The following is a 13,716-nucleotide window of genomic DNA, read 5'->3' as shown; positions in this document are numbered from 1 at the left end:
CTCCCGAATAGAACTAGAACCCATTTACCGTATCAAAAAAATAGTCGGATTACCATAACTTTCTTATCAAGGGCAGTCAAAAATTGACTTGTCCCTTCACAAATCCGGCACACAAGACGAAAGATAATATAGTACAATCTACGAAATCATTGTTCAGTAGAAGGGGAGTCGATTCCATGCGCAAGCTCGTCACTATGCAAGGAGAGCAACAGAACCCTCCGACGCACGGCACGATCAACCAGCCGAACGGCTTGATCAGCGCGGTCGCCGAGCGATCCGCCTGCTGGGTAGAGCCCTTGCGGACAAGCTCAGCCGAGTCGGCCACATTCCGGTTTCACCTGCCGTTCGGCGTCGTAATCGGGGACAGCATAAGCGCGGGCTCGCCGCAGACGCGCAGCCGGATGCAAGTGGACGGGGCGCCTGGCTTCAGCCCGCACCACCGGAACGTCCCGGGTCAGCTGTCGTACGAGCTGGGCGCCATTACCGGCCTGCATTGGTACAATCACGGCATCGGCGGCCAGCGGACCGACGAGATCTGGGCCAGGTGGCGCCGGGACGTGCTGGCGGACACGATTGAGCTGGGAGACGGAAGAGGCGTACGGACGCTGTCTCGCAAGCCTTATGCGGTATTCATCGTGGCGGGCATCAACGACGTATTCCAGAATCGGGACGATGGCTTCATCCAGCGTTACTGGATCCAGATGGCTCAGAGCGCCAAGGAGCACGGCATCCTCTGCATCTTCTCCAATATGGGCGACCATAATGCGGCTACGCCGGCCTGGCGCGACCAGATTCGCCGTCTGAACGCCTGGATGAGCGAGCAGTTGCCCGCTTATGGAGCGACGGTCGTCGATTTCTACGAGTGGTCGCTCGATCGCGAACGGGGGATCGGGGTCCATCCGGGCTTATTCGTAGACGACGTACATCCGTCCAGAAGCGGCTTCCAGTCGCTGGCGCACCACTATGCGGCTCAATGGCACGGATTGCCGATCTACCTGCAAGGGATCCAGCTGGAGTCGGTCGTAGATGGAATCGACCCGATGCCGGGATACAGCCGGCCGCAAGAAGTGCGGTATGCCATCCGGTGCGATTACGCGGACCCGGCAGAGCAGAGCGACGGCCATACAGGCGAGATCGCTTCCGCCGATTCGGCCATTCAATATGTGCCGCTCCTCTCGGACGGAACCGGTAATTTGCTAGAATTGCAAGTGCTCCGCACGCATGATAGAAACGCGGATTTTACCGGGTTTTCCAAGGCGAGAGCAGTGCTCGGAGATTGGAGGCCATAGAGGCAGAAAAAAGGTGGTTGCGTAGACAAATACTTATGCTATATTAGTTACATACAGGATTTATACATGTAACAATAGAATTATTCGTATATCGTTATTTCCATACACTACGGCTGGAGGTGTCGCTTATATTCCAACATAACACGTAATGATTGTAAGCGATTTCTAATGAATGTGCACAGCATGAACAGACAGACACTATCAAACATTTTGAATCTCAGGGAGGTCATCTTGTTGAAAAAGCGGTTCAATCAAGTCGTCGTATTGACGATGGCATCGGCACTCATTCTTAGCGCCTGCGGCAAATCGGATACGGGCTCCGCGACGCCTACTCCAGGCAATTCATCCAGTCCGGCCAAATCTGCGGCCCCTACCAAAGAAAAGCTCACATTGAACTGGATGGTCGGTACGCCTACGAACAACTCCAGCCTCCCTTCCGGGGACAAGGACTTCGTTAAGAAAGCCATCGAAGAAAAATTCAACGTCGAGATCAAGTTGGATTACATGGCCATGGGTCCGGAATTCACCACGAAGCTGAATACGCTTCTCGCGTCGGGCACTGCGCCTGATATGTTCCATGCGGAAGGCACCGCAACGTCTAAATACGTAAATGATGGCGCAGTCCTGGATCTGACCAATTACGTAACGCCGGCCAAAATGCCCAACTATTTTAAATGGGTTACCGATACGGAGATGAAGCGGTATCAGGTCGGCGGCAAGTTCATGCGCGCTCCGGTGCCTTTTGAAAAGAACTGGTACATCTCTTATTATGTAAGGAAAGACTGGATCGATGCGTTGAACGCGAAGGATCCGAACCTCAAGCTGAAGGTGCCGACGAACTATGACGAAATGCTCGCGGTCATGAAGGCTTTCACTTTCAACGATCCGGACGGTAACGGCAAAAACGATACGTACGGGTTCACGACCGCCGGGGCAGGGACGTCCATCCCGGGCGACTTTCCTGAGTGGGTGAAGAACGGCATGGTGCCGGCGGGCTTTTATGTCGACAAGGACAACAACTTCATCGACAGCGGCACGAACCTCCGAACCGCCAAGGTTCTGGAGGATATCCGCAAAACGCTGGATTTGAAAGTCGTCGATCCCGATTGGTTCCTGAACAAATCAGGTGATCAATTCACGAAGATTCAGCAAGGAAAAGCGGGGATATTCTATTCCACCGTCCGTGACATAGCCTTCGACAACACGAGCAACAGCGTCCAGAAAAAGACTCGCGAAACTACGGGTAACCAAAAAGCCGAGTTCGCCGCTTTCCATATTGCGGGCGACGTTCCGGTCACCTATGAGCCGCTCCCAGGCGTACCGTTCCTGTTCAACGCCAAAGCGGATCCGAAAAAAGTGGAACGTACGATCGAGATCCTAGACTGGCTGGCTAGCCCGGAAGGCTATCTGCTCGCCAACTTCGGTAAGGAGAACGTGCACTACAAGAAGGAAGGCAATAAAATCACGCTTATCCCGGACGCGATTAAGAAGGACATCAGCGACAACGGCAACTTCACCGAAATATGGGGCGGCGTATTCAGCTATAATGTCAAGGATCCTTCCAACACGATCGGATTGCAAATCGTAGATCCTCGCGAAACGGACCATGACCGCGCTATCCTTGCTTCCATGAAGAAAAACAAATACTACTTGCTCGGTACGAACGTCGTACCTCCTGTAGGCCTGGATATCGGCTCATACCGGACTCAGATGCGGGCTAAGCAAGTCAAAGTGCTGTTCGAAGAGAAAGATTCCAGCAACTGGCCGAAATATCTGCAAGAATTGCTCGATACGTATAAAGCGAAAGCGATCTTCGACGCATACGCGGAGCAAATCTCCACAGCTCTTGGCAAAAAGGTTACGTTCAAAACAGATTGATATTCCACGAATACGGCTCCCGGGTTTTAACACCCGGGGGCTTTTTAATTACAAGAATCACCCAATCCATAACTATAGATTCTCCCTTGCTCTTAATATCGGAGAAGGGAGGATTTAGATAGTAAAAAAGGTAGTTGCCTAGACAAACCTTTATGCTATATTATAGTTACATACAGGATAGGTACAGGATATACTTTTATAAATTCTATACATGTAAAATACAGATCCGCTAAATTGTTATACAGTGGTATTTCCATAAATTACGGCTGGAGGTGTCGCTTATATTCCAACATAATAGGTATTGATTGTAAGCGGTTTCTAGTAAAGGTGCACAGTATGAACAGACAAACAAAAATCAAACATTTTGAATCCCAGGGAGGTCATCTTGTTGAAAAAGCGGTTCAATCAAGTCGTAGTATTAACGATGGCATCGGCACTCATTCTTAGCGCTTGCGGCAAATCGGATACAGGCTCCGCGACGCCTACTCCAGGCAACTCTTCCAGCCCGGCCAAATCTGCGGCCCCGACCAAAGAAAAGCTGACCCTCAGCTGGATGGTCGGTACGCCGACGAACAACTCCAGCCTTCCATCCGGGGATAAAGATTTTATCAAGAAGACGCTAGAAGAAAAGTTCAACGTAGAAATTAAGCTGGACTATATGGCTATGGGTCCGGAATTTACGCAGAAGCTGAATACGCTGCTTGCTTCGGGCAGCGCGCCTGACATGTTCCAGGCTGAGGGCACCGCTACGACCAAGTACGTCACAGACGGCGCTCTCATGGATATGACGAATTATGTGACGCCGGCCAAGATGCCGAACTACTTCAAGTGGGTTACCGACACGGAGATGAAGCGTTACCAAGTCGGCGGCAAGTTCATGCGCGCTCCTGTACCTTTCGAGAAAAACGCCTACTTCTCTTATTATGTTCGGAAAGACTGGATCGATGCGCTGAATGCGAAAGATCCTAGCCTCAAGCTGAAAGTGCCGACAAACTACGACGAAATGGTCGCGGTCATGAAGGCGTTTACGTTCAACGATCCTGACGGCAACGGCAAGAACGATACGTATGGGTTCACTACTGCCGGCGCCGGAACGTCCATCACCGGGGACTTCCCGGAATGGGTGAAGAACGGCTTGGTCCCTGCGAGCTTCTATGTGGATAAAGACAACAATTTCATCGATAGCGGCACGAACGTCCGCACCGCCAAGGTACTGGACGATATCCGCAAGCTGCTCGATATGAAGGTGGTCGATCCCGACTGGTTCCTGAACAAATCCGGGGAGCAGTTAACGAAGATTCAACAAGGCAAGGCCGGCATTTTCTACTCGGCGGTCCGCGACATTGCCTTCGACAATACGAACAACAGCGTTCAGAAAAAGACGCGCGAAGTAACCGGCAACCAAAAAGCCGAATTCGCGGCGTTCCATATCGCGGGCGACGTGCCGGTCAGCTACGAGCCGCTGCCAGGCGTACCGTTCCTGTTCAACGCAAAAGCGGATCCTAAAAAAATTGAGCGCACCATCGAGATTCTCGATTACCTTGCAACGCCGGAAGGGTACCTGCTCACCAACTTCGGGAAAGAAAACGTGCATTACAAGAAAGAAGGCAACAAGGTTACTCTGATTCCGGATGCGATCAAGAAGGACATCGGCGACAACGGTAACTTTACGGAAATTTGGAGCAGTGTATTCAGCTACAACGTGAAGGATCCATCCAACCAAATCGGCATCCAAATCATCGACCCGCGCGAAACCGATCATGACCGCGAAATTCTCGCCACCATGAAGAAGAACAAATACTACTTGCTCGGAACGAACGTAGTTCCTCCTGTAGGGCTTGATATCGGCTCTTACCGCACCCAAATGCGTGCTAAGCAAGTGAAAGTATTGTTCGAGGAGAAAGACTCCAGCAACTGGCCGAAATACTTGCAAGAACTGCTCGATACGTATAAAGCGAAAGCGATCTTCGACGCATACGCGGAGCAAATTTCTACAGCGCTTGGCAAAAAGGTCACGTTCAAAACCGATTGATCGTTGAGTTACCGGCTTCCGGGTTTAATTACCCGGGAGTTTTTTTATCTTTTTATTTTCTTCTTGGCGGTTGACAGAATCAATATCTTGATATAATCTGAAGTTCGACAACTACATATGGACATGTATGGGTGCCTGGCAGCGATCGGCTGCCAAGGCTTAATAGGGAAATTCGGTAGAGCAACAGCGAATCCGATGCGGTCCCGCCACTGTAACAGAGAAGCTCCTTCGATATGCCACTGGCCATAAGGCTGGGAAGGCGGAAGGTTGCGATGAATCTGGAGCCAGGAGACCTGCCCACGCATGAAGACACAACGGTACCTACGGGAGATAGGGGATGTGTCGGACAAGCTTGCAAGGACGAATTTGGGTTCGGGCTGCTGCCGGTTGGACAGCGGCGGGTTCGGACGGCTTCATCGTGCAGATGCGGGGCGTGTCTGGCTTTCTCTCGGGGGAGGCCGGATGCGCCTTTTTGATGTCGATATCGCCCATCGGGCACGCATGAAATACTAGATTGCTAGAGGGAGTGAAGCTCGCCATGTTAATCGTCTATGACTCCCGAACGGGGAATGTGGAGCGTTTCGTGAGGAAGCTCGGCCTCGATGTGCTTAAATTGCACGACTCCGAGTCGCAGCAGGTTGAGGAGCCGTTCGTCATGGTGACGTATACGACCGGGTTCGGTCATGTACCAGCCCAAGTGATGAACTTCCTGAATCGCAACCGTGCCCATCTGAGGGGGGTATCGGCCAGCGGGAACCGCAATTGGGGCGCATCGTTCGCCGGCAGCGCCGACGCCATCGCCGAGCAGTTCGGCGTCCCGATCGTTCATAAATTCGAGCTGTCCGGCACGTCTACCGATGTAGAACGATTTCGAGAGGGGTTGAACCGCGTTGCGGCACATTGAATTGAACAACCAGCTGATGCAGCGGACCGAAGATGGGTTTTACGATTTGGAGAAAGACCGCGAGGCGGCCGCCGCCTTCCTGGAGGAAGTGGAGACGAAGCGAATGAAGTTCCCATCCTTACGGGAGAAGCTCGACTACTTGATCCGGCATCACTATTATACGAACGTGTATGAGCGCTATACATACGAGCAAGTCGAGGCCGTCTATCGGCTGACCGACGAGGCGGGCTTCCGGTTCCAGTCGTATATGGCGGTCTCGAAGTTTTACAAGGACTACGCCCTCAAGACGGACGACAAAAGCCAGTATCTCGAGCGCTATGAAGACCGGGTAGCCATCGTGGCGCTCTTCCTTGGGCACGGGGACGCGGAGCTGGCCAAACGGATCGCGCTCGCCATGATCGAGCAGCGGCTGCAGCCGGCGACACCGACATTCTTGAATGCGGGCAAGAGCCGCAGAGGCGAGATGGTAAGCTGCTTCCTGCTGGAGATGGACGATTCGCTCAACTCGATCAATTATGTGCTCTGCACGTGCATGCAGCTGTCGAAGATCGGCGGCGGGGTCGCCGTGAACTTGTCCAAGCTGCGCGGGCGCGGCGAGCCCATCAAGGGCGTGGAGGGCGCGGCGAAAGGCATCATGCCGATTCTGAAGCTGCTCGAGGACGCATTCTCTTACGCGGATCAGATGGGGCAGCGCAAAGGCTCCGGAGCGGCGTACTACAACATTTTCGGCTGGGACGTGCTGGAGTTTCTCGATTGCAAAAAAATTAACGCCGATGAAAAGTCGCGCATCAAGACGCTGTCCATCGGGCTTATCGTACCGGACAAGCTGTACCGGCTCGCCGCCGAGAACAAGCCGCTTACGGTGTTCGGCTCCTATTCCGTCTATCAGGCCTATGGGAAGCACCTGGACGACTTGGACATCGATTCGATGTATGAGGAACTGCTCGCCAATCCGGCGGTGCTGAAGAAAACGGTGATGAGCGCGCGAGACATGCTGACGAAGATCGCTTCGATCCAGCTGGAGTCCGGCTATCCGTACATGATGAACAAGTCGAATGCGAACCGCGCTCACGCCTTGAAGGCGATCGGCGATGTGAAGATGTCCAACCTGTGCACCGAAATTTTCCAACTGCAAGAAACGTCCACGATCACCGACTACGACCAGCCGGATCACATTCGCCGCGACATCAGCTGCAATCTGGCTTCGCTCAACATCGTGAACGTCATGGAGCGCCGGGCGATCCGCGAATCCGTGCACGTCGGGATGGAAGCTCTGACGACCGTGAGCGACTTCTCGCAGATCGAGAACGCGCCCGGTGTCCGCAAAGCGAACAAGGAGCTGCATTCGGTCGGCCTCGGGGCGATGAATTTGAACGGCTTTTTGGCCAAAAACCGCATCGCGTACGAGAGCGAGGAAGCAAAGGATTTCGTCCGCACGTTCTTCATGATGATGAACTACTACTCGCTCGAGAAGAGCATGGAGATCGCCCGGGAACGGGGGGTTACGTTCCAGGATTTCGAGCGGTCGGAGTATGCGTCCGGCGTCTATTTCGCCAAGTATGTCGAGCAGGACTACCTCCCCCGTACGGAGAAGGTGGCGTCGCTGTTCGAGGGTATGGCCATTCCGACTCCGGCCGATTGGGCGGAGCTGAAGGAGCAGGTGCGGTGTCACGGCTTGTACCACGCTTATCGGCTGGCGATCGCGCCGACCCAGAGCATCTCTTACATCCAGAACGCGACGTCGAGCGTAATGCCGGTGGTGGAGCTCATCGAGACGCGTACATATGCGAATGCTACGACGTACTACCCGATGCCGTATTTGGCCCCGAATAATGTGTTTTATTACAAATCGGCTTACAACATGGACCAGTTCAAGATCATCGACCTGATCGCCGAGATCAGCCAGCATGTCGACCAGGGCATCTCCACGATCCTCCACGTCAACAGCAGCGTCTCTACGCGGGACTTGGCGCGCATGTACATTTATGCGGCTCACAAGGGGCTCAAGTCGTTGTACTACACCCGCACGAAGCATCTCTCGGTGGAAGAATGCACGAGCTGCGCCGTTTAAGGCAGCAGGACAAAGGAGGAGCGCGCATGCAAGCCGTCAATTGGAACCGGCCGGACGACGATTTCACACTGGCCTTCTGGCAGCAAAATGTAATGCAATTCTGGACGGATGAAGAAATTCCTCTGTCCGATGATATAATGGCGTGGATCGAGCTGAGCCCCGTCGAGCAGGACGTCTATATGAAGGTGCTCGGGGGCCTGACGCTGCTCGACACCGTGCAAGGCGGCGTAGGGATGCCGCGCATCGTGGAGCATGTAGACGGCCTGCAGCGCAAGGCGGTGCTGTCGTTTATGGGCATGATGGAGCAGATTCACGCCAAGTCGTACAGCAGCATCTTCACGACGCTCGCGACCGCGGAGAAGATCGACGACCTATTCCGCTGGGTCGAGAGCCATCCGCGCCTGCAGCTGAAGGCGAAGCGCATCTCCTCGGCTTACTCGGCCATCACGGGTCCACAGTCGCTCTATGTCGCTATGGCGGCATCGGTGCTTCTGGAGAGCTTTTTGTTCTACAGCGGGTTCTTCTACCCGTTGTACTTGGCGGGGCAAGGGAAAATGACGAGCAGCGGGGAAATCATCGACTTGATCCTGCGGGATGAGAGCATCCACGGGCTGTATGTAGGGACGCTGGCTCAGGAGGTTTACCGGCAGCTCACGCCTGGCGAGCGGGAGGCGGCGATTCGGGAACTGATGGAGCTGTTCGACGAGCTGTACGTCAATGAAGCCGCCTATACGGAAGAGCTGTACGCAGGCATCGGGCTGAAGGAGGAAGTGCTGGCGTACGTCCGGTACAACGCGAACAAGGCGTTTATGAACCTGGGCCTGGATCCGCACTTCCCGGAAGAGCCGGTCAACCCGATCGTGTTCAACGGTATCAGCACCCGGACGAAGCAGCATGACTTCTTCTCGAAGAAGGGCAACGGCTACGTCCGGACGCTGCATGTCGAAGCGCTCCGTGATGAAGATTTCGAGTTCCCGTCCGTCCGCTAGGAGAACGTCTGTAAACCGCTTATCGTATGGCGGAATTCCGACGGGGTTACGCCCTTCAGCTCCTTGAACACCCGGGAGAACGTCCGGAACGACTCGAATCCGACCTCGGCGGCGATGTCGGACACCGTCATCTCGGTGGACGCGAGCAAGCTCGAAGCTCGGCGGATGCGTAATGCGTGCACGTAGCTGAGGAAGCTTTGTCCGACGAGCTCCTTGAACGAACGGCTTATATACGGCACGCTCACCTGGAACATGGCGGCCAGATGCTCTAGTGTCAATTCGTCCTCCATATAATGCGTGTTCACGTACTGAATCAGCTTCCACGTCTCCTTCTTCTTCTCCGGCGCAAGGGGCTTTTGCGGGCGGGATATGCCGGCATGCGCGCGGATGAACAGCAGGAGCACCTCGACCAGCTTGGCGCGAATGATGCTGTTGCGTCCCAGCTCGTGGCCTTGGAACTCGCGGTGAAGCTCGTCGATCATCGATTTGGCGGAGGCGAACAACGCTTCGTTCAACTGCAGATGCGGATGGAGGTCGTCCCCGATCCGGAGCAGCAGGCTGCTCAGTTCCGGCTCGAGAAGCGCGTCGGTCAGAATGCCGATATCGAACATGCAGCAGACGAGCTCGAGCGAACTGTCGGTATCGTTCGAGAAGTTATGGATCTGATGAGGCAGCAGCATGAACAGGGTGCCGGGCTGGAACTCGTGCTTGACCCCGTTGATGAACATCCGGCCTTTGCCCCGGAACACGAGGCCGATCTCGGCAAATTCGTGATGGTGCACCGGATAGCTGTCGATCGTATGGATGCCGATATAGAAAGGGAACATGCCCTCCGTCACATTGCGGAGCTGTAGCGCGTCTTCATAGATCGGGAAAGTGGACATCGGACATCCTCCTGAAGCGTTTTCACATAGGTTTATACGCCCATTGTAGCACAGAGCCCGAGCGGGATGAATAGCCGTTCGGGCTTTTCCTGCGGAGCGGGAGGGGTCTGTAAAATTTGGCACACATCCCGGCATAATTGGCATGCAATCAAGCTTCTTGTCGTTTAGTATGAAGAGGAGATTGCGAGAGACGACAGGGAGGAACGAATCGGATGAAGCTGCTGTTGGGCTGTACCAAATTCGATATTACCCCGGACCGGCCGATCCCGCTTGCCGGGTTCGCCGTCCGCGAGAATAAGCCTTATGAAGCGATACACACATCCCTGTATTTGCGCGCGGCCGTCCTGCAGCAGGCCGACGCCGCGGACCAACGGGTGGGGGAGCCGGTGCTCATCGTGTCTGCCGACTTACTCTGGTGGGGGACCGACCGGATGGAGACGATCCGGGAGACGCTGCAGGCCCGCTTCGGCCTGAGCGCGGAGCGTATCATCCTGAACGCTACCCACAGCCATTCCGGCCCGCAGACGAGCTTCCGGTTCCATCGGCTGCTCGGCGCGCCGGATCCGGGTTACGTCGAGGCGCTCGAGCGGCAGCTGTACACGGCCGTCGAAGCTGCTCTCGCCGGCCTGGAGCCGGTGACCGTCGAGCGCGGGTCGGGCGAGTGCCGCAATGGGGTGCAGCGGAGAAAATATGCCGACGGAGGCGTGGTCGGGGGCGCATTCCCGGACGGGATCGCCGATCATGAGGTGAATGTGATCCGCTTCGCCCGGACCGACGGTTCGGTGAAGGCGCTGATGGTGCACTATGCATGCCATCCCGTGACGACGAATGAGAACGTGGTGTCCTCGGAATTCACGGGACATGCGATGGAGCGGTTGGAGCGCGAGCTGGACGGGTCGGTCTGCCTGTTCCTGCAGGGCTGCTGCGCGGATATTAATGTATACACGGAATCGGCCGATCCGTCCGCTTCCACGCCGCGGGAGAAGGTGGCGTACTTCGGCGAGCGGCTGGCGGATTCCGTCATTGGCGTCCTGAAGCGGCCGCTGAAGCGGCTGGCCGTGACGCCGTTCTCAAGCATGCGCCTGGCCATTCCGCTGCAGCTGAGACCGCTCGCCGGACGCGAGGAACTGCAGGCGCTTGCCGAGCGAGCCGGATCGCCCCACGACGAGTGGGCGCAAACGATGCTGCAGCAATTCGACCGCCGGGACACCACGCTTACGATGGAATTCGTCCGGATAGACGTGGCCGAAGGCTTGAGCTTCCTGGCGATGAACGCCGAGGTCGTCGTCGAGTATGGGCTGTACGTGAAGGCGATGAACGCCGACGTACTGCCGATGGGGTATTCCAACGGCATGATCGGCTATGTACCTCTCGCTTATCAGCTTCGCACGGATAGCTACGAATCGGACTCGTCGACGTACTACTTCCACATGCCGTCCCGGCTCCTCCCGGAGATCGAAGCTCCGGTACGCGAGGCGCTGCAACAGCTTGCAGGAAATATTGGAAAGGGGGAAGCCCAATGAAAGTGGCCGTCATCGGATGCGGTACAATGGGCAAGATGTACATGGAGCGGTTCGAGCTGATGCCGGAGGCGGAGCTCGTGGCGATCAGCAACCGTTCGGAGGGAGCGCTGCAGGAGTGTGCCTCCCGTTATGGGGCAACCCCGTACACGTCGTACGAGGAGCTGCTGGCGGCTACGGATGCTGAAGTCGTCTGTGTGACGCTGCCGACACATCTGCACAAGGAAGTCGTGCTGCTCGCCGCAGCGCAAGGCAAGCACATCATCTGCGAGAAGCCGCTCGCGTTGAATCCTGAGGATGCCCGCCTCATGCAGGAGGCATGCGAGCGGAGCGGGGTACGGCTGTTCGCGGCCCATGTGCTGCGCTTCTTCCCGGAATACGCCCAGCTCCGGCAGCAGGCGGCGGCCGGTACGATCGGTCGGATTGGCGTGAGCCATGCGAAGCGGGCCAGCAAATGCCCGCCCGCCGGCAGCTGGTACGTGGACAAGGCGCTAAGCGGCGGCATTATCCTCGATCTGATGATCCACGATCTGGACTTCCTCCGCTGGACGATCGGCGAGGTGAAGAGCGTCTTCGCCTCCGGCCGGCAAGCGGAAGGGGTCGAATACGCGTCGGTCACGCTCCGCTTCGTGAACGGGGCCATCGCGAATGTGGAGGCGTACTGGGGCTACCCGGGGCCGTTCCTGACCCAGGTGGAGCTCGCCGGTTCGCAAGGGCTGCTGCGCTACGACAGCACGCAGACCCGTTCGCTCGTCATTCAACGCTCGGACCCGGACGCGTTCCGGCTGAGGGGCGTCGGGTTCCCGAATCGGCCGGCGCTGAAGGACCCGTTCCAGGTCCAGCTGGAGCATTTCCTTGACTGCGTGCAGACGGGTAACGAGCCGCTCGTCAACGCGCATGACGGGGTGATGGCGGTGACGCTGGCGTGCGCCGCCGTCGAATCGCTGCGCACCGGCCGGCCGGTCCGGCTCGACGGCAAGCTAGAGGAGGTGTCCCGATGAAGAAGCTGCGGATTGGAATGATCAGTTTCGCCCATTCCCATGGGAACAGCTACTTACGAGAGCTGATGAAGCTGGACGACGTTCAGGTGGTCGGTCTGTACGACCCAGTGTACGAGCGGGTGGCCCCGCATGTGGAAGAGTGGGGACTTCCCTACTATGACGATCACGATAGGCTGCTGGCAGAGCCGATCGATGCGGTCGTGATTTGCTCGGAGAATGCCGAGCACGGCCGGTTCACGGCCGATGCGGCGCGTGCCGGCAAGCATGTGCTGTGCGAGAAGCCGCTTGGCGTCTCAACCGAGCAGATGCGCGGGATGATCGAGGTGTGCCGCGAGCACGGCGTGCAACTGATGACGGCGTTCCCCTGCCGCTACCTGGCGGCTGTCCTGGACGCGAAGTCCGCCGTCGAGGACGGAGCGATCGGCGACATCGTCGCGATCAAGGGGACGAACCGCGGGCGGATGCCCGGACGCTGGTTCATCGATCCGGCGCTGTCCGGAGGCGGAGCGGTGCTCGACCACACGGTGCACGTGATGGACTTGATGAACTGGTTCCTGAACACGGAGCCGGAGGAAGTGTATGCGGAAGTCGGAGAGCTGTTCCACGAGAACTTGGGGATCGACGACGCCGGCATGATTCACGTGAAGTTCGCGAACGGCGTGCTGGGAATCCTCGATCCCAGCTGGTCGCGGCCTGCCGGGTACGGCCGGGCCGACGTCACGATGGAGATCATCGGCACCAAGGGCGTGATCAGCCTCGACGGATTCGCTCAAGCGAACGAGGCGTACTACAGCGAGAGCGGCAAGACCGCCCGCATGTTCTGGGGCGACGGTATGGACGGACCGCTCGTGCGCGATTTCGTGAGGGCGCTGCGAGCCGGCGTGCCGGTGCCGATCAGCGGGGAAGACGGCCTAAAATCCGCGGCGGTCGCCATCGCCGCTTATGAATCGGCCAAACAAGGACGCCCGGTGCGGGTCAACCTATAACGAAACAGCCTTCCGGATCCCGGAAGGCTGCTTCTCTTGTACAGGCCAAGGAAAACTCATAAAAAAATGAAAATTGGAGAGCATTGACAGGAGACGGCCGGAATGATACGATGCTTTTAAAGCATAGTAATCTTATAGGAATTATAAGAAAAGTTTTCTGAT

Annotated in this window: 10 protein-coding genes and 1 riboswitch; of the genes, 9 read left to right on the top strand and 1 reads right to left on the bottom strand. The window is 56.4% G+C overall.

Features of this window, described 5'->3' with window-relative positions:
• Positions 1-176: 176 nt before the first annotated feature.
• From ACI5FR_RS21725 to nrdF, 6 genes are all read left to right on the top strand, one after another.
• A complete protein-coding gene (locus ACI5FR_RS21725) occupies positions 177-1,289 on the top strand; it encodes a GDSL-type esterase/lipase family protein (RefSeq protein WP_405458200.1) in 1,113 nt (370 codons plus the stop codon).
• Between the two features lie 234 nt (positions 1,290-1,523).
• Positions 1,524-3,167, top strand: a complete 1,644-nt coding sequence (locus tag ACI5FR_RS21720) for a type 2 periplasmic-binding domain-containing protein (protein ID WP_405458198.1) — start codon at positions 1,524-1,526, stop codon at positions 3,165-3,167.
• 388 nt (positions 3,168-3,555) lie between these two features.
• Positions 3,556-5,199, top strand: coding sequence for a type 2 periplasmic-binding domain-containing protein (locus tag ACI5FR_RS21715; protein ID WP_405458196.1), 1,644 nt, complete (start codon positions 3,556-3,558; stop codon positions 5,197-5,199).
• A gap of 112 nt (positions 5,200-5,311) precedes the next feature.
• Positions 5,312-5,514, top strand: a riboswitch (cobalamin riboswitch).
• A 223-nt stretch (positions 5,515-5,737) separates the two neighbouring features.
• Positions 5,738-6,103, top strand: a complete 366-nt coding sequence (nrdI, locus tag ACI5FR_RS21710) for a class Ib ribonucleoside-diphosphate reductase assembly flavoprotein NrdI (protein ID WP_405458194.1) — start codon at positions 5,738-5,740, stop codon at positions 6,101-6,103.
• Positions 6,090-8,174 carry a class 1b ribonucleoside-diphosphate reductase subunit alpha gene (gene nrdE / locus ACI5FR_RS21705; RefSeq protein ID WP_405458192.1) on the top strand — a complete coding sequence of 695 codons (2,085 nt, stop codon included), beginning with the start codon at positions 6,090-6,092 and terminating at the stop codon, positions 8,172-8,174. The genes nrdI and nrdE overlap by 14 nt, the downstream gene beginning before the upstream one ends.
• A gap of 26 nt (positions 8,175-8,200) precedes the next feature.
• Positions 8,201-9,163 carry a class 1b ribonucleoside-diphosphate reductase subunit beta gene (gene nrdF, locus ACI5FR_RS21700; protein ID WP_405458190.1) on the top strand — a complete coding sequence of 321 codons (963 nt, stop codon included), beginning with the start codon at positions 8,201-8,203 and terminating at the stop codon, positions 9,161-9,163.
• Here the strand turns inward: nrdF and ACI5FR_RS21695 are convergent.
• Complete coding sequence (locus ACI5FR_RS21695; RefSeq protein ID WP_405458188.1) at positions 9,160-10,047, bottom strand: helix-turn-helix transcriptional regulator; 888 nt, start codon at positions 10,045-10,047, stop codon at positions 9,160-9,162. The genes nrdF and ACI5FR_RS21695 overlap by 4 nt on opposite strands.
• Before the next feature lie 212 nt (positions 10,048-10,259).
• Between ACI5FR_RS21695 and ACI5FR_RS21690 the strand changes: the two genes are divergently transcribed.
• From ACI5FR_RS21690 to ACI5FR_RS21680, 3 genes are read left to right on the top strand one after another with little or no spacing between them, the layout of a single operon-like run.
• The gene (locus ACI5FR_RS21690) at positions 10,260-11,570 is read left to right on the top strand and encodes a neutral/alkaline non-lysosomal ceramidase N-terminal domain-containing protein (protein WP_405458186.1); all 1,311 of its coding nucleotides are present in this window, start codon (positions 10,260-10,262) and stop codon (positions 11,568-11,570) included.
• Entirely contained in the window at positions 11,567-12,568 is a 1,002-nt protein-coding gene (locus tag ACI5FR_RS21685; protein WP_405458184.1) for a Gfo/Idh/MocA family protein, read from the top strand. The genes ACI5FR_RS21690 and ACI5FR_RS21685 overlap by 4 nt, the downstream gene beginning before the upstream one ends.
• Positions 12,565-13,554, top strand: a complete 990-nt coding sequence (locus tag ACI5FR_RS21680) for a Gfo/Idh/MocA family protein (RefSeq protein WP_405458181.1) — start codon at positions 12,565-12,567, stop codon at positions 13,552-13,554. Before ACI5FR_RS21685 ends, ACI5FR_RS21680 begins: the two co-directional genes overlap by 4 nt.
• The last annotated feature ends 162 nt before the right edge of the window (positions 13,555-13,716 follow it).

This window comes from Paenibacillus sp. HJGM_3 (assembly GCF_045062745.1).
GTDB lineage: Bacteria > Bacillota > Bacilli > Paenibacillales > NBRC-103111 > Paenibacillus_AA.
This window is presented reverse-complemented; position numbering and strand designations above follow the sequence as displayed.

Coding starts and splice junctions, on each gene's coding strand:
- ACI5FR_RS21690 (WP_405458186.1), top strand. CDS start 10,260: ATGAAGCTGCTGTTGGGCTGTACCAAATTCGATATTACCCCGGACCGG.
- nrdF (WP_405458190.1), top strand. CDS start 8,201: ATGCAAGCCGTCAATTGGAACCGGCCGGACGACGATTTCACACTGGCC.
- ACI5FR_RS21685 (WP_405458184.1), top strand. CDS start 11,567: ATGAAAGTGGCCGTCATCGGATGCGGTACAATGGGCAAGATGTACATG.
- ACI5FR_RS21680 (WP_405458181.1), top strand. CDS start 12,565: ATGAAGAAGCTGCGGATTGGAATGATCAGTTTCGCCCATTCCCATGGG.
- ACI5FR_RS21695 (WP_405458188.1), bottom strand. CDS start 10,047: ATGTCCACTTTCCCGATCTATGAAGACGCGCTACAGCTCCGCAATGTG.
- nrdI (WP_405458194.1), top strand. CDS start 5,738: ATGTTAATCGTCTATGACTCCCGAACGGGGAATGTGGAGCGTTTCGTG.
- ACI5FR_RS21725 (WP_405458200.1), top strand. CDS start 177: ATGCGCAAGCTCGTCACTATGCAAGGAGAGCAACAGAACCCTCCGACG.